Genomic DNA, 15442 nt, shown 5'->3' with positions numbered 1-15442 from the left:
TGTTGATTCACTCCAGATGAGATATATCGTTTCTTTTAGTGCGGTCTTGGGTGCTGTACTTCTATATCTGCTATCGCATGCGAGTGCTAATACCGCCGCCGCAGGGAGTTATTACTCAACATTGCTGGTGCTGAATATCGTGCTTGCTGGATCGCTGATTCTGCTGATTGGCTGGCAACTGTGGCGCCTCTACCGGCAATTACGCAAGAAGGTCATGGGCAGTCGGCTGACTTTACGGCTGCTCGGCGCTTTTGCCCTGATGGCTGTTATTCCTGGTGTCATGGTGTATGCAGTCTCGGTTAATTTTCTGACGCGTTCTATTGAGTCGTGGTTTAACGTGAAAGTAGAGGCTGCTCTCGAAGGTGGTTTGCGTCTAGGGCAAAGTGCGCTGGATATCATGCTCTCAGACATTGAGGAAAAAAGTGAGAGCATGGCTTTGGGTCTTGCTTTCCAGCCTGTCAATCTGCACCTGAATGTACTCAATGACCTACGCGAAAAAAGTGGTATTCAGGATGCGGTATTGCTGACATTACAGGGCCGTATCATCGCTTTTTCAAGTAGTGATCCTTCCAGCTTTCTGCCTGATCTGCCGAGTATTCCCCAGTTGCGCCAAGCGCGCCAGCACGTGTATGGCACCATAGAGCCTATTCCTGATAAAGGGTTGTATCTGCGTGTGCTGGCCCCTGTCGTGATGCCTGATCTGGCTGGTGAGACGCGGATCCTGCAGCTTTTGCAACCGGTACCGAAATCGTTGGCAGGTACTGCTGAGGCCGTGCAGGATGTCTATGAAGATTATCAGGAGTTATCGCTTAGCCGAGAATCCTTAAAAGAGGTTTTCTCTTTAACGCTTACTTTAGTGCTGATGTTGGCGATGCTATCGGCCATCTCAATCGCATTTGTGGTTAGTCGTCGACTTTCTGCGCCATTAGGCATACTTGCGCAAGGCACTGACGCTATTGCGCGCGGAGATTACAGCATTGTGCTCCCCGTGCATGGTAAAGATGAGCTTGGTATTCTGGTGCAATCTTTTAATAGCATGACGCGGCAACTTGGTGATGCGACAACTGCTGCCGATAGGAATCGTGCAAGAGTCGAGGCCGCGCGTGGCTATCTTGAAACGATACTTGCGCATTTATCATCAGGCGTCATCACGCTGAACGATCGTGCGGAATTACGCGCCTATAACCTTGCGGCCGCCAATATTCTAGAAGTGCCGCTCAGCGATTATGTTAATCAGCCATTCGATGTGATTGCGCAAAAGCTGCCGATATTGGCGCAATTTGTTGCTAGCGTGCTGGCGCACTTTCATGGCACTGAATCAGGTGAGTGGCAAGAGCAAATGGAGATCGTTACTGCGCAAGGTCAACGCACGCTATTTTTGCGCGGTACGCGTTTGCCTGATAGTGCCGATAGCGGGTTTCTTGTAGTGTTTGATGACATTACAACTGTCGTACAGGCCCAGCGTGACGCTGCATGGGGTGAAGTCGCACGCAGGCTCGCGCACGAGATCAAGAATCCGCTCACACCGATTCAACTGTCGGCTGAGCGTCTGGTCCATAAACTGGCCGCTAAACTTGATGTGACTGATGCTGCTATGCTGCGTCGTGCTACCAATACCATCGTTGAGCAGGTGGATGCGATGAAGACCATGGTGAATGAATTTAGTGAGTATGCACGTGCCCCTGCGCCTAATCTTGCGCCGGTAGATTTGAATCTCTTGGTCGAAGGGGTGCTTGCTTTATACGAGCCTGAGCACATACAGTTGAATGTCAGTTTGAATCCAAATCTGCCATCGGTGCTGGGTGATGCTACGATGTTGCGTCAGGTGCTGCATAATCTATTACAAAATGCGCAGGATGCGATTGTCGGGCGAGATGCTGCCACTATTCACATCATCACTGACCTACAAGATAATGAAGTAAAGCTAAGCGTGCAGGATAATGGAGATGGTTTTCCGCTAGAAATCATCGCACGTGCCTTTGAGCCGTATATGACGACCAAAAAACATGGTACTGGCTTGGGTTTGGCGATTGTGCGTAAGATCATAGAAGAGCATAAAGGCAGTATCAAGATTGAAAATCTGGCAGAAGGCGGGGCAAGCGTGATGATTACGCTACCACTGATGCTTAAAAAGTTGGAGTCTCAGTAATGACAGCAAGGCAAGTTCTAGTAGTAGATGATGAGGTCGGTATTCGCGAGCTCCTGCACGATATCCTGCAAGATGAGGGCTATCAGGTCAGGCTGGCTGAAAATGCCGCCGAGGCGCGCGAGATGCGTCAGCAAGTACGCCCTGACTTGGTGCTGCTGGATATCTGGATGCCGGATTGCGATGGTATTAGCCTATTGAAAGAATGGGGTAATGGTGGATTATTGACCATGCCAGTCGTCATGATGTCGGGTCATGGCACGATCGATACAGCGGTAGAGGCCACCCGTATCGGTGCGTTTGATTTTCTTGAAAAACCGATCGCGCTTCAAAAACTACTGAAAACCGTCAATGCTGCACTCAAATACGGTGAGCAACTGCCCAAGTCTGGTATGAGTCTGCTGAGCTTGGGCAAAGGCGCTGTCATTACCGAGCTTAAGCAGCGCCTTGAGCAAGTGTCTTTTTCGAGTGCGCCTTTACTCTTGATTGGTGAGAAAGGATGCGGTGCAGAGCTTTGTGCACGTTTTCTGCATGATGAGGGCACGCCTTGGGTCACGTTAACAGAATATCAACGACTTGCCGAAGCCCCGATTGAACTATTGGAACAACATGCTGAGGGCCTGATATTTATCCCAGAGGTCGTTGGGCTGAATAAAACCGAGCAGCGCGGTTTGTTCCTGTTAATCACAAAAGCTGAAAAATATAGCGTGCGCATTGTATGTGCTACTTCGCATGCATTGCCCAAACTGGTAGAAGAGGGGCAGTTTGATAGCCAACTCTTGCAGACACTTTCTGCCACCACTTTATCTATTCCATCACTGGACGATCATCGTGAAGATATCCCTGATCTTGCACGTGCGATGGCGTTGATGATGGTTGAGACCAATGAGGTTTCGTCTTATCGTGAGTTTGATATCGCGGCGCTCAATGCGCTCAGAAATGCAAACTGGTCAGGTAATCTGACACAACTTGATAGCGTGATCCGTAACCTGATGCAAACTAGTTTGGGCGAGAAAATCAGCCTGAATGATGTACATCGTGTACTTGAGCAGTTCTCCGCGTTTAATGCCTCTGCTGAACAAGCCGCAGAGGCATTAAATGGCCATCAGTTGCCAATCAATCTCGATCTACCCTTGCGCGAAGCGCGCGATGCATTTGAGAGAATCTATTTCGAGCATCACATCGCCAAAGTGGGCAAGAATATGAGTCGTGTCGCTGAGAATGTCGAGCTTGAGCGCACCCATTTATATCGTAAACTTAAACAGCTGGGCATCAAGACCAAAGGATAAATACTGGTAATGAGCTTTGGGTTCTGCCAAGCAAAGATTCAATAAAATAAAAATAGAAAGGGCTGGATAAGACCACATGCATCCCCAGACACCAGACTTATCCCAAAAAATCGACGCTACCTCTGATCAGGTGGCCTACCTGCCGGGTTGGGGGCAGGTCGATAATACTCAGTTCGCCGGTTACGCTTCGATATACGCGGGCGGGTCTGTTCCCAATTGTCCGGGTGCTGTGGATGAGAAGCTTTTTTACTGGTTCGTCGGTGCCGAAGATTATGCGAAGCAGCCTACCATCCTTTGGACAAATGGCGGCCCCGGTTCAAGCAGCTTTTGGGGCTTCTTTATTGAGAATGGCCCTTATGCGATTGATGCTGAGACCATGCAACTCAGTAAACGCGAGTTTGCCTGGAATAATTACGTCAATTACATGATTGTGGAGCATCCGCTCAGTGTCACCCTTTCGGTCGAGCAACAGACCAGCGATGTGCCGAAGACGGTAGAGCAAGGCATTGAGCAACTCTATCAGGCGCTGTTGAACTTCTTCGATTTGCATCCTGAAATAGCTGCCAACCCCATCATTCTCGCTGGTGAATCCTACGCTGGCACTTACTTGCCATTATTGGCGCAGGCTATCCTGAATGGCAACAAAGCGGGTAGCAGGCCGCTTGATTTGCGCCTTATGGTATTGTGCGATGCGTGGGTGGATCCTCAGGTACAGATGGCCACGAATACCGACTGGGCCTTCAGTCACGGCTTGATCTCCAAGGCACAGAAAGAGACGTTGGACAAAACCTATGCTGGCCGCCTGCCTGAAATCAATGATGCTATCCAGAAACTTTGCGGCTGTTACATGGCCAATACCGCGCAGACGCAAGACCCGCCATTTCAGCCCATACTCGATTACCTGAACGATGCCGCCGTGCGTGAAGCACTGCATGTGCCTACGCACTATCCCACTATTGCTCAGGGCTGGTCACAGCTAATCTCCGATAACTATGCATCTCGGGTGAATGACTCCTACGCCCATGTTGTAGAGGCGCTGCTTGATGACGCGAGCGGCTTAAAAGTGCGGGTGATCTCAGGGCTTAACGATGCCAAGGACTGTAATTTCCTCGGTACCGGTGCCTGGCTAGAAAAATTACAGGGCGGTGCGGCCAATGCCTTCCATCAAGCCACGCCACAGCAGTGGCTAGACCAACAGAAGAATGTAGTGGGTTTTACACAAGGTAAAGCGCAGCTTGGATGGTTGAAAGTGCTGAATGCCGGCCACATGGCACCGCGTGACCAGCCATACCTTATTCAATATATTCTGGATGCTTACTTGAATTAAGTGGCTGGCTTTAGCGTGTCCCGCTTTCGCGTTGAGCTGAGTCGCTTTAGCGACCATGTCGACGGGGAAGACCCTTGCGGTGTGAATGATGGGTTAGCCATGACTAGCGCCAGCAATTCTGGCAAAAGAACTCCAGCTTCCCGAGTATCGGGTAGGCTTCTGCAAAGTCTTCCCTCGCCTGAGTTTCGCTTATTTTTTGAGATTTTATTGACCAGAATGCTCGGCCGCTAGAGAAGTCTGTGTCAGCTAAATACTTCCCGAGAAATACTATGGATCCACTCGAGGCCAAAAATGGCGCCGACAGTGCCAAGTTAGTTATAGCGTGCTTATCAGAGCGTTCTTTCGTGAGCGTTCCATAGGTGAACCAGTAAGAGAGAGTGTACATGCCAGGAGGTACTTTTATCGCTACCACCTGATCTGCGACGTTTTTAGGTAACGCAGAATCACTTCCTAGTGAAATATTGTACTCCTTGCCTGACGACTGGTTGACGAGTACGAATGCAAAGCCACCACTGTTGAAACGCGTGAACTTGCCTGCCACATAAGCAGCTTCGCTATCGGCTACGTCTGATGGTTTTATGGATGGTTCGATTGATGCACAACCCGACATTAGCGAGAGTGCAATTACAAAAGCTATTCTTAGACTTTTCATGTTTTTAGCTCTCTCCTGAGTGGCTAACGTTTGAGGTAAGGGGCGCGCCGTAGGCGCGTCCCAGCGAAACGAAGTGGAGCGAACTTGACCGAGAGGTTAGGCATTTTCGAATGCCTTTGCCCAAAGAGCGTTATCAGGAGCGGCACTTGATTGGAGCAAAGTACCTGCGAACTTTGCAAAGTCCTCCAGCACCCAAAGAGGGTCTTCTGGTTTTGGGTTTTGTTTCTCTTTCAATGTCGCGGCATATAGCTCTACGGAAAATATTGCTTGTATATCCTCAGCATCGATTTCGACTTTTAGTTTGTGAGCCAAGCGATTCCTTACTTTGTTAAGCCCCAGCAAGCCAGGTATTAAGAGCTTGGCCGTTTGGTCATTATCTCCGATGAGAGCAACCTTCTGCGCAAAAGTAAGACGCGCTCCTGAGATAGGGGCAAGCTTTGGATTTTGGGCCTGAAGATGAGCAGTAAGAAAATGCTCGACAACAAGATGAGCATGCAATACCCGGCCAATATTTTCGGAGTCATGCTCCCAAAGCGCGAAAAACTCTTGTTGGCGAGAGTCCATTGCCTCAAAGAACTTATCTTTCCCGCCATACAAAGCGAAAAGCCTAGGAACGACAGTCGCAGGATCGGGCAGTGTCATATATGCCTAACGTTGGAGGTAATCGGCCTGCCAGAGGCAGGTCCGGTTGACCGAAGGGTTATAAGGATTTGCAATTGAGCCCACTATAAGGTAACTGGCGGCGGCGCAACGAAAGCGGGGATAACTACACCAAGATGATGAGGTTTTCCCGCTTTGAGATTTCCTGCCTGGAGTACACCGAGCAGCATATTGTCCGCGTACTCGAAATAGTCGAACTGAGATTGAAGGTGCGCGACGTTGACATGATTGACAGTCAGACCGCGAAGGTCAGTAACTACTACATTCAACTTTGCCAACTCCTCAAGATTTGCAAAGGCAAGCTCACCCGAGTTGTCATTCCACCACGTGCAGTGAGCATATAAGTTTCTAATGCGGAGAGAGTAACGAACCGCTGCTATAGCCGTGTCGAACTCTGCAGCCAACCCTAAGTCCTCATACGGGCGTCTTGCAATAGCGGCTGCAAGATCGATTCTTTGGCTATTGCCGCGGCCCCGGAACATTGTCTTGAGAGCAAGGTCGAGGTCGCCACGTACAGCCTTCGCACAATTCATTAGATCGATTTCCAAGTCGGCATACCCAGCAAGCATGCGCCCGATGAGCGCCGCCTCAGCTGGATAGTCAGTGAATGCTCGGAGAACGGTCATAAGCGGTAGTGAAGCCTTCTAACGCAAAGTAGGAAATTATTGTTGATTTAGTGAATTTATTATTAAACAAAATCATTATGTTAATATTATTTAGTACATCCTAAATTTTAATTCTATATACGTCAATTTTATGCATCCCATGCTTTATCTCTAGCCTATCTTTTCAATCATGCAATTGCAATAAGACTTAGTTCTTTAGGTCTAGTACTACGGGAGTGTGGTCTGAAGGTCTTTCCAGTTTGCGTGGGGCTTTGTCTATCCAGCTGGATGTGCAGGATGAAACCAAGGGTGTGCTGACAAGAATGTGATCGATGCGCATACCGAGGTTGCGTCTGAACCCTGCCATGCGGTAATCCCACCAGCTAAAGCTGGATTCGGGTTGGTCGAACAGGCGAAATGCATCATGAAGACCTAAACTAGATAGTGCCTTGAAGGCATCACGTTCAGGTTCGCTGACGAGTATTTGGCCTTCCCACGCTTTGGGGTCGTGTACGTCGCGGTCTTCAGGGGCGATGTTGTAATCACCTAGAAGTGCCAGTTTCGGGTGCAATGCCAGTTCGTCGCGTAAATGACGGGTGAGGGAAGCCAACCATTTGAGTTTGTATTGGTATTTATCTGAATCCACGCTTTGGCCGTTAGGAATATAGGCGCATATGATACGAATGCCTTGAATGGTCGCGGAGATCAGTCTTTTTTGCTCATCCTCTAGGCCGATAATGCCGTGAGTTGCCTCTTCAATCGGGTGGCGACTGATGATGGCAACGCCATTGTAGGTTTTTTGCCCAGAGTGGATGGCGTGATAGCCGATATCAGCAAGCGCCTGGTAGGGGAATTTACTATCTTCCTGCTTGGTTTCCTGCAGGCAAAGCACATCTGGTTGATGCGCATTGAGCCAATCAAGCACGTGCGGTAAACGCACATTAAGTGAGTTTACATTCCATGTGGCGAGTATCATATTTAAGGCTGGGTTGCGGAGTTATTGGGTGTTGGTTTGCGCATATTGGCGAGTGGATTGCTCTTTGGATATCCGGCTTCATCTAACAAGCTATTCCATGCGCTTTCTTCAAACCCGCGACGGGGTGTTTTGTTGCCAACGACTAACACAGGGATTTGAGAATCGCCAGTCAGTTTTTTCAAAGCCTCTTTATCTTCTTCAGTGCTTTTTGTCGCATAGGGGATGCCGCGCTTGTCTAATAAAGCTTTTGCTTTATCGCATAAGTCTCCACATCCGGCAAATGTGTATAACGAAACAGGAAATTTCTCCGCCGCTATTTTTGTGGCGAATGGTTGTGCGTCACTTTCAATCACATTCCCTTGTGCTTTTTTGGTTTCCACACTCTTTGCGACCTCAGGCATCGGCGGGGTATCGGTGTAATGAATTTTGCCTTGTGCATCTACCCATTTATATACCTGTGCAAAGCTGCTGGCAGAAAAAATAACAGTCCCTAAGCTCACAATCATGACGAGCAGTAATCTGACTCTAGGCATATGCAGTATCAATTGGTCATCCCATTATGGCGTAACAAAGCATCGATTGACGGTTCACGACCGCGGAAAGCGATAAATGATTCGAGTGCGGGGCGAGAGCCGCCTTGCGCCAAGATCTCAGACCAGAATCGCCGTCCGGTTTCCTGAGAAAGCACACCAGTTTCTTCAAAAAGGCTATATGCATCTGCTGAAAGTACCTCTGCCCATTTGTAGCTATAGTAGCCAGCCGCGTAGCCGCCAGCAAATATATGCGAGAAATTATTGGGGAAGCGGTTCCATTTTGGTGGACGGACAACAGCGACTTCATCACGCACTTGTTCGATGAGGTCTAATGCCGTTTCTTTACCATTCGGGTTGAAATCGCCATGCAGGCGGATATCGAATAACGAGAATTCAATCTGGCGAACAGTTTGCATACCAGCCTGAAAATTCTTTGCAGCGACCATCTTATCGAATAGTTCACGCGGCAAGTGCGCGCCAGTTTCCACATGCTTGGTCATGTGGCGCAATACTTCCCACTCCCAGCAGAAGTTCTCCATGAACTGGCTAGGAAGCTCAACGGCATCCCATTCGACGCCCTTGATGCCAGAAACGCCATATTCATCGACCTTGGTGAGCATGTGGTGCAAACCATGACCGAATTCGTGGAACATGGTAATGGCTTCATCATGCGTGAAAAGGGCAGGTTTATTGCCAATAGGTGCCGAGAAGTTGCAGGTGAGAAAAGCTACTGGCGTTTCTACACCATGCGATTTTTTGCGCCGTGTGATCGCTTCATCCATCCATGCGCCACCGCGTTTATTGTTGCGGGCATATAAGTCCAAATAGAATTGGCCGACAGGCTTGCCATTGGTATCTGTGATCTCGTAAAAGCTGGCATCACTGTGCCAGACAGGCGCTTTTGATTTTTTAACGTGCACACCGAATATGGTTTCAGTGACTTTAAATAAGCCATGAAGCACCTGTTCTTCAGGAAAATACTGCTTCACCTCTTGGTCAGAGAATGCGTATTTCTCTTCGCGCAATTTCTCTGACACATAAGCGATATCCCATGCTGCCAATTTAGGCAGGTCGAGCTTGTTAGCTGCAAATTCTTTAAGCTCTTGCATATCGGCTTGGGCAAAAGGTTTTGCGCTTTTCCCCAGCGTATTGAGAAACTCGGTCACTTGTTGCTGACCATTCGCCATCTTAGTGGTCAGTGATAGCTCGGTGTAGTTCTTGTAGCCGAGCAGATGGGCTGCTTCTTGGCGTAGCTTGAGTATGTCTTTGATGAGTTGCGTGTTATCCCACTCCGGTTTGCCGAATTCAGATGCACGTGTGGCGTAAGCGCGATAAAGCTTTTCGCGTAGCTCGCGATTATCTGCATATTGCACCACTGGCATATAAGATGGGTAATGCAGGGTGATCTTGTAACCGGTATTGTTATCTTGTTTGGCGGCCTCGGCTGCGGCCTGAATGACATCTTCCGGCACGCCCTTCAATACATTGATATCTTCAATGAGTAATGAAAAGTCGTTAGTGGTATCTAGCAGGTTCTCTTCAAATTTTGCTGAGAGTTGAGAGAGTTCTTCTTGAATCTCCTTAAAGCGCGCTTTCTTGTCATCAGCTAACTCTGCACCGCCTAAACGAAAATCACGTAATTCATTCTCGATAATTTTGCGTTGCGCCGTATTAAGTGATTGGTAGTCCGGGCTGCTATGCAATAAGCGGAATTTTGCATATAAGCGCTCATCTTGCGATAAATCTGCATAAAATGCGGTTAACTTCGGCAAATTGTCGTTATAAGCTTCACGCAAGGCCGGGCTGTTGACCACTGAGTTCATATGCGAGACTTGTGACCATGCGCGCGCGATTTTCTCCTCGATATCCTCTAGTGGGTGTGCGAAGTTCTGCCAAGTAGGTGCTTCAGTCGCAGTGCTGAGTGTTTCAACGATATTTCTTGCTTCACTCAGTAAATTATCGATAGCTGGCGTGACATGTTCGGCTTTGACCTGATTGAATTTAGGTAGGCCGGAAAAATCAAGTAATGGGTTGTTTGCTAATACGGTTTCGGTCACGTCTTTTGAATCCTTAACTGATAAGTCTTAAACTAAATGGGTATTTGTATGAATCACCTTTGCTGCAAGCAACCGCTGCCACTATGCAAAATATGATATTGGCAATCCAGATGAGCGAGAATAATAAAAAGCCAATCAAAATCACCATCAGAAAGCCGCTGATGACATTGGCGATGAGCATGGTAATCTGAAAATTCAATGCTTCACGCGCTTGCTCGCCGATATAGGCATTATCATCTTTTTTCAGTAGCCACACGATCAGGCTGGGGATCACGCTGAATAAAGCACCACCCAAGTGGGTCAGTACCGCGATATTTTTATCATCAGGGCTCGGTACTGTTTTTACATCCATATTTTCTATATCAGCCATTTTAGTCCCCTATTATTGAAGATTAAGTTTTTGTACTAAAGGTTCAATTCTATCAATATCTTGTGTACCCAATATCTTGCGTGCCCCGGGATTTATTTTTGCCAGATCGCTTTGTAGTATCTGGCGTTTTACCGTGAGTATATTAGAGGGGTGCATAGAAAACTGGCGTAGGCCCAAGCCTAACAATAAGCGTGTCAGTTTGGCATCGCCAGCCATTTCACCGCAGATGGAAACCGGTTTGCCGAGTTTTGCCCCCGCGCGAATGGTCATCTCAATCAATTGCAGTATGGCTGGGTGCAAGGGGTTATATAGATGCGAGACGGCATCATCTGTGCGGTCGATCGCCAGTGAATATTGAATCAGGTCATTGGTGCCGATGGAGAGGAAATCCAGCTCTTTTGCGAAAGCCTCGGCGCAGAGTGCGGCGGCTGGTATCTCTATCATGCCGCCGATCTCGATATCTTCTTTGAAGTCGATTTTCTGCGTACGTAGACTTTGTTTTGCCCGCTCAAGCAGGACGATGCTTTGCCTGAGTTCAGTGACAGAGGACAGCATCGGGATCAGTATCTTGATGTTGCCATAATGCGATGCACGTAAGATCGCACGCAGTTGCGTATGGAATATCTGCGGTTCAGACAGGCAAAGCCTGATCGCACGCAGGCCAAGTGCAGGGTTGGTGCAACTACGGGCGGTATCGGGATTCATTTCTTTATCCGCGCCCAAGTCTAGCGTACGGATAGTGACCGGTAGGCCTTTCATGTCTTCGGCGACCTTGCGATATGCAATGAACTGTTCTTCTTCATCCGGCATCTCTTGCCGATTCATAAAGAGGAATTCAGTGCGATAAAGCCCGATGCCCGTAGCCCCGGCGGCTCTCACTTGCGCAACATCTTCAGGTACCTCGATGTTGGCATGTAGTTCAATGGCGGTACCATCTAACGTGATGGCTTTGTTGAGTTTCAGGCGTTTGAGTTTCTGTTGCTCAAGCTCCCATTGTTCCTGACGCAGCTTGTACTCTTCGAGTGTGCTCTTATCTGGATTAACAATGACAACGCCTTGGTGGCCGTCCACAATAATCAGTTCGCCATCCCGCACTAGGTCGCGCGCTTTTTGTAACGCGACGATAGAGGGAATATTCAGGCTACGTGCCAGAATCGCCGTATGCGAAGTCGCACCGCCGACATCCGTAATGAATGCGCCGAATTTATGCTGCTTGAATTGGATCGCATCAGCAGGGGAGAGATCATGTGCGACGAGAATGGTCGGGCTGCTAGCTTCTTTAAGCGCAACTTCACGCGGATGCCCCAATAGTACCTTAATGATACGTTCGACGACCTGCACGACATCGTGCTTACGCTCGCGTAAGTATTCGTCATCGATCTTGTCAAACTGGGTCACAAGTTCGTCCATCTTTTGCTTGAGCGCCCATTCCGCATTGCACTGCTCGCTGATGATGATGGCCTTGGGCGCATCAGATAACGAATGGTCTGCCAGTATCATCAAATGCGTATTAAGGAATGCGCTGAGTTCTGCGGGTGCGCGCTCAGGCAATTGCTGGCGGACAATCTCCAGATCCTGCTTTACGGTCTGGATTGCCTGCTCAAAACGTTCTATTTCCTGCGTGATCAGCGTTTTTGGTACTTGGTAGTGGGCTACTTCGATCAGCGCGTGCGAAACCAGATGCGCATGGCCTATCGCGATGCCACTGGAGACACCGATGCCGTGCATGGTGAAGCTGACTTTGGATATAGGTTTCATGAGCCTTGTTTAGTGGGCCTTGTTCTTAATATGGATCAATTTATTCTGGTTCGCCAAATCGGTCGTTAATCAGCAGGACTAATGCGTCCATGGCAGGTTTTTCTTCTTTGCCTGAAGTTTCGAGTGTGATCTTGGAGCCTTTACTTGCGGCTAGCATCATCACACCCATGATACTTTTTGCATTTACCCGTCTACCATTACGTTCTATCCATATCTCGCAATCGAAATACTGGCTGGCAGTTTGTGTCAGTTTGGTAGAGGCTCTTGCATGCAATCCCAGTTTATTGATGATCTCGATTTCTTGCTTAATCATGATTTTTACATGCTTCCTCGGTAAAATGCATCACACCTTCACGCCCTCCACTCAGGGCTTTCTCAACTAACTTTTGTAGATCGCCATTGCGGTAGGTCAATGCGCGAACCAGCATGGGCAGGTTCACGCCAGAGACGCCTTCTACCTTGCCCGGTATCAATAGCCGACCTACCATGTTACAGGGCGTTGCTCCGTAGATATCAGAGAGCACGAGCACACCGTGCCCGTCATCCATCTCCTTGACGATCTGCTGTGCCTGCGGCAAAAGCGATGCAGGGTCATCATGTGTGCCGATGCCTAGCTGCCGCAACAATGGGGGCCTGCTACCCATGACGTGGCTTGCACAGTGAATCAGACTTTCACCTAGCGTGCCATGTGCGATGATTAAAATACCGATCATAATCGTATCCTGTTTACCTTAAAATGGGAGCATTGCCCGATTTATTCAAGCCAAAGCCTATTGGCTAGTCGTGACCGACCTTGCTGTTGCGCCCGCATTATTCCAGCTCTCTATGACGAATCTGTACTTTGTTGTGCTCAGTAAAATATTGACCTAATTGCTCCACAAAATAGACTGATCTGTGTTGGCCGCCTGTGCAGCCGATGGCAACTGTAAGGTAGCTGCGGTTATCTCTCACAAAACAAGGTAGCCAACGCTCTACATAATTGCGAATGTCTTCCAGCATGGCTTGTGCGGCTTCCTGGTTTTCAAGAAAGCTAATGACTGGCTGATCTTTGCCCGTGAGTGGTTTTAATATAGGGTCGTAGTGCGGGTTAGGCAGGCAGCGCACATCAAAAACAAAATCAGCATCTAATGGAATGCCGTGTTTGAAGCCAAAGGATGCAAACATCAACGTTAGCCCGCTCTCTTCAAGAGAGACAAAATCCTTGACCCAGCTGCGAAGGGTATTGGTGCTTAAGTTGCTGGTGTCGATCTTGTGGCCGAGGTAGGAAAGCTGGCTTAAAAGCTCGCGTTCATGGGCGATACTTTCAGCTAATGTGGTGCTGTCGTTACTTAAAGGGTGGCGTCTGCGTGTCTCGCTAAAACGTTTGACCAGCGTTTCATTGTTGGAATCGAGGAACAGTAATTGAACATGGATACCTTGCGCTTTTAGCGTCTCAATATTCTCCGGTAATACCTCAAGCGCTGCACTACGGGTATCAATACTAATGGCAACAAATTCGTGATTACCGGCTAGATGCTTAGAGATTTGTGGAAGCAGGGTAGCAGGCAAATTATCGACACAGTAATAACCGCTATCTTCTAATGCCTTTAGCACGATACTTTTACCGGAGCCTGAGAGACCAGTGACGATAACGAGCTGCATGGTTTAGCTTTCAGTCTGCTGAAGTTTTTTGAGGCTATTACGCATCTCACGATGCTGGCGCTGCATGAACTGTTTGGTACCGTTTATGCCTCTTAACAACAACATGTGATTACGCACGGCGACCTCGACTAGTACAGCAATATTGCGGCCTGCTGCGACTGGGATAGTGATCTTGGGGACTTTGACCCCAAGTATCTTTTCACTTAGCGATTTAACTTTAAGTCGATCCAGTTTTTCCGGAACCATGGTATCTGCCATCTCAAGCTGAATGATGAAATCCAAGGGCTTGGTTGGTTTGACTGCATTATCACCAAACAATGCGCGAATATTCAGTATGCCTAGGCCGCGTACTTCAAGAAAATCTTGCAGCAAAGGCGGGCACCTGCCTTCTAAGCGATCTGGCGCGATGCGATAGAAATCCACAATGTCATCAGCTACCAGACGGTGACCGCGGGATATTAATTCAAGCGCCAGCTCGCTTTTACCGATAGCCGGGCTGCCTTTGATTAGAATGCCGAAGCCTTGTACTTCGATGAATACGCCGTGCGCACTTGTCGATTCTGCAACGGCTTGCGCAAGATAGTGACTTAATACATCCATTAATCCCGGGCTTTGCAACGGGGTCGTGAATAGCGGGGTTTGGAATTCATCCGATGCACTGATCAATTCTGGTGGCGGAGTCTCGCCATTCGCGACGACGACAGCAGCTAAGTCAGTAGAAAACAGGTTGTAAATGGATTGCGTGAGCTCTTTGGTTTTCAGGCTACGCAGGTAATCCATTTCGGCACATCCCAGTACCTGAACACGGTTAGGATGCACGAAATTAAGGTGACCGATAAGGGCCAGTGATGGTTTGGTCACGGTCTCGCTGGTGAGTAGATTATCACCGCCCGCATGCCCTGAAACCCAAGTGAGTTTAAGGTTGCGCCGTGTATCTTCGTATAACTGATTGACGTTTATTTCAGCCATGATATAAACCGCCTAATAAGGGCATGGATCGCCCGATTGCGAGCACACAAGACATCAAGCGGCTATTTTTATATAGAGCTAACATGTGCTGGCAATGGGCAAGGTTCTAACGCTATTTATTCAGCTGCCTGCTGATGTTTAAGGGCACCATTGATCTTGTGATGGTTACTGATCTTTTCCTTATGTTTGACCACCTGTCGATCCAACTTGTCCGCCAGCGTGTCGATCGCGCTGTACATATTGTCGTCACTGCTTTCAGCATGTAGATCATTGCCCGGGACATGTAATGTCGCTTCAACCTTCTGCGCCAGCTTTTCCACGCTGAACGTGACCTTGATATCGATCACGTGATCGAAATGGTTGCTGATGCGGGTTAATTTTCCCTGAACGTAGTCGCGTAAAGCTGGGGTGACTTCCAGATGATGACCGGTTAGATGCAGGTTCATAAGTTACTCCTTC

General features: G+C 48.5%; 16 protein-coding genes. 3 read left to right on the top strand and 13 right to left on the bottom strand.

Annotated features, from left to right (window positions below):
• Positions 1 to 16 precede the first annotated feature (16 nt).
• The 3 genes from A7981_RS10125 to A7981_RS10115 all read left to right on the top strand — a co-directional run bounded on the left by A7981_RS10125 (position 17) and on the right by A7981_RS10115 (position 4762).
• Positions 17 to 2149 (top strand): ATP-binding protein, encoded by a 2133-nt coding sequence (locus A7981_RS10125; RefSeq protein ID WP_067267659.1) that lies wholly within the window; start codon positions 17 to 19, stop codon positions 2147 to 2149.
• Positions 2149 to 3435, top strand: a complete 1287-nt coding sequence (locus A7981_RS10120) for a sigma-54 dependent transcriptional regulator (RefSeq protein WP_067267657.1) — start codon at positions 2149 to 2151, stop codon at positions 3433 to 3435. The genes A7981_RS10125 and A7981_RS10120 overlap by 1 nt, the downstream gene beginning before the upstream one ends.
• Before the next feature lie 76 nt (positions 3436 to 3511).
• Positions 3512 to 4762: a hypothetical protein gene (locus tag A7981_RS10115; protein WP_067267655.1), complete on the top strand. Its 1251-nt coding sequence runs from the start codon at positions 3512 to 3514 to the stop codon at positions 4760 to 4762.
• A gap of 103 nt (positions 4763 to 4865) precedes the next feature.
• On the opposite strand, the gene A7981_RS10110 is transcribed toward A7981_RS10115, so the two are convergent.
• The 13 genes from A7981_RS10110 to hpf form a co-directional block, all read right to left on the bottom strand.
• Positions 4866 to 5414 carry a hypothetical protein gene (locus A7981_RS10110; RefSeq protein ID WP_067267652.1) on the bottom strand — a complete coding sequence of 183 codons (549 nt, stop codon included), beginning with the start codon at positions 5412 to 5414 and terminating at the stop codon, positions 4866 to 4868.
• Between the two features lie 96 nt (positions 5415 to 5510).
• Positions 5511 to 6056, bottom strand: a complete 546-nt coding sequence (locus A7981_RS10105; protein WP_067267650.1) for a hypothetical protein — start codon at positions 6054 to 6056, stop codon at positions 5511 to 5513.
• A gap of 83 nt (positions 6057 to 6139) precedes the next feature.
• On the bottom strand, positions 6140 to 6700 hold the full coding sequence (locus A7981_RS10100; RefSeq protein WP_067267648.1) for a hypothetical protein: 561 nt from the start codon (positions 6698 to 6700) through the stop codon (positions 6140 to 6142).
• A 187-nt stretch (positions 6701 to 6887) separates the two neighbouring features.
• A complete protein-coding gene (gene xth / locus A7981_RS10095) occupies positions 6888 to 7655 on the bottom strand; it encodes an exodeoxyribonuclease III (protein WP_067267646.1) in 768 nt (255 codons plus the stop codon).
• Positions 7656 to 7657: 2 nt separating this feature from the next.
• Complete coding sequence (locus tag A7981_RS10090) at positions 7658 to 8161, bottom strand: glutaredoxin family protein (RefSeq protein WP_254258549.1); 504 nt, start codon at positions 8159 to 8161, stop codon at positions 7658 to 7660.
• A gap of 35 nt (positions 8162 to 8196) precedes the next feature.
• On the bottom strand, positions 8197 to 10245 hold the full coding sequence (locus tag A7981_RS10085; RefSeq protein ID WP_067267644.1) for a M3 family metallopeptidase: 2049 nt from the start codon (positions 10243 to 10245) through the stop codon (positions 8197 to 8199).
• 13 nt (positions 10246 to 10258) lie between these two features.
• On the bottom strand, positions 10259 to 10615 hold the full coding sequence (locus A7981_RS10080; RefSeq protein ID WP_067267641.1) for a DUF4870 domain-containing protein: 357 nt from the start codon (positions 10613 to 10615) through the stop codon (positions 10259 to 10261).
• 12 nt (positions 10616 to 10627) lie between these two features.
• Positions 10628 to 12373, bottom strand: coding sequence for a phosphoenolpyruvate--protein phosphotransferase (gene ptsP / locus A7981_RS10075; RefSeq protein ID WP_067267639.1), 1746 nt, complete (start codon positions 12371 to 12373; stop codon positions 10628 to 10630).
• Between the two features lie 40 nt (positions 12374 to 12413).
• Positions 12414 to 12686, bottom strand: a complete 273-nt coding sequence (locus A7981_RS10070; protein WP_067267637.1) for an HPr family phosphocarrier protein — start codon at positions 12684 to 12686, stop codon at positions 12414 to 12416.
• On the bottom strand, positions 12679 to 13086 hold the full coding sequence (locus A7981_RS10065) for a PTS sugar transporter subunit IIA (RefSeq protein WP_067267634.1): 408 nt from the start codon (positions 13084 to 13086) through the stop codon (positions 12679 to 12681). Before A7981_RS10065 ends, A7981_RS10070 begins: the two co-directional genes overlap by 8 nt.
• A gap of 97 nt (positions 13087 to 13183) precedes the next feature.
• Positions 13184 to 14014 (bottom strand): RNase adapter RapZ, encoded by an 831-nt coding sequence (gene rapZ, locus A7981_RS10060; RefSeq protein WP_067267632.1) that lies wholly within the window; start codon positions 14012 to 14014, stop codon positions 13184 to 13186.
• 3 nt (positions 14015 to 14017) lie between these two features.
• Positions 14018 to 14983 carry an HPr(Ser) kinase/phosphatase gene (gene hprK, locus A7981_RS10055; protein ID WP_067267630.1) on the bottom strand — a complete coding sequence of 322 codons (966 nt, stop codon included), beginning with the start codon at positions 14981 to 14983 and terminating at the stop codon, positions 14018 to 14020.
• Positions 14984 to 15099: 116 nt separating this feature from the next.
• Positions 15100 to 15429, bottom strand: a complete 330-nt coding sequence (gene hpf, locus A7981_RS10050) for a ribosome hibernation-promoting factor, HPF/YfiA family (protein ID WP_067267628.1) — start codon at positions 15427 to 15429, stop codon at positions 15100 to 15102.
• Between the last annotated feature and the right edge of the window lie 13 nt (positions 15430 to 15442).

Source organism: Methylovorus sp. MM2 (genome assembly GCF_001648895.1).
Taxonomy (GTDB): Bacteria; Pseudomonadota; Gammaproteobacteria; order Burkholderiales; family Methylophilaceae; genus MM1.
Note: the sequence above shows the minus strand (reverse complement) of the source record. Positions and strands in the feature narration are given on the sequence as shown.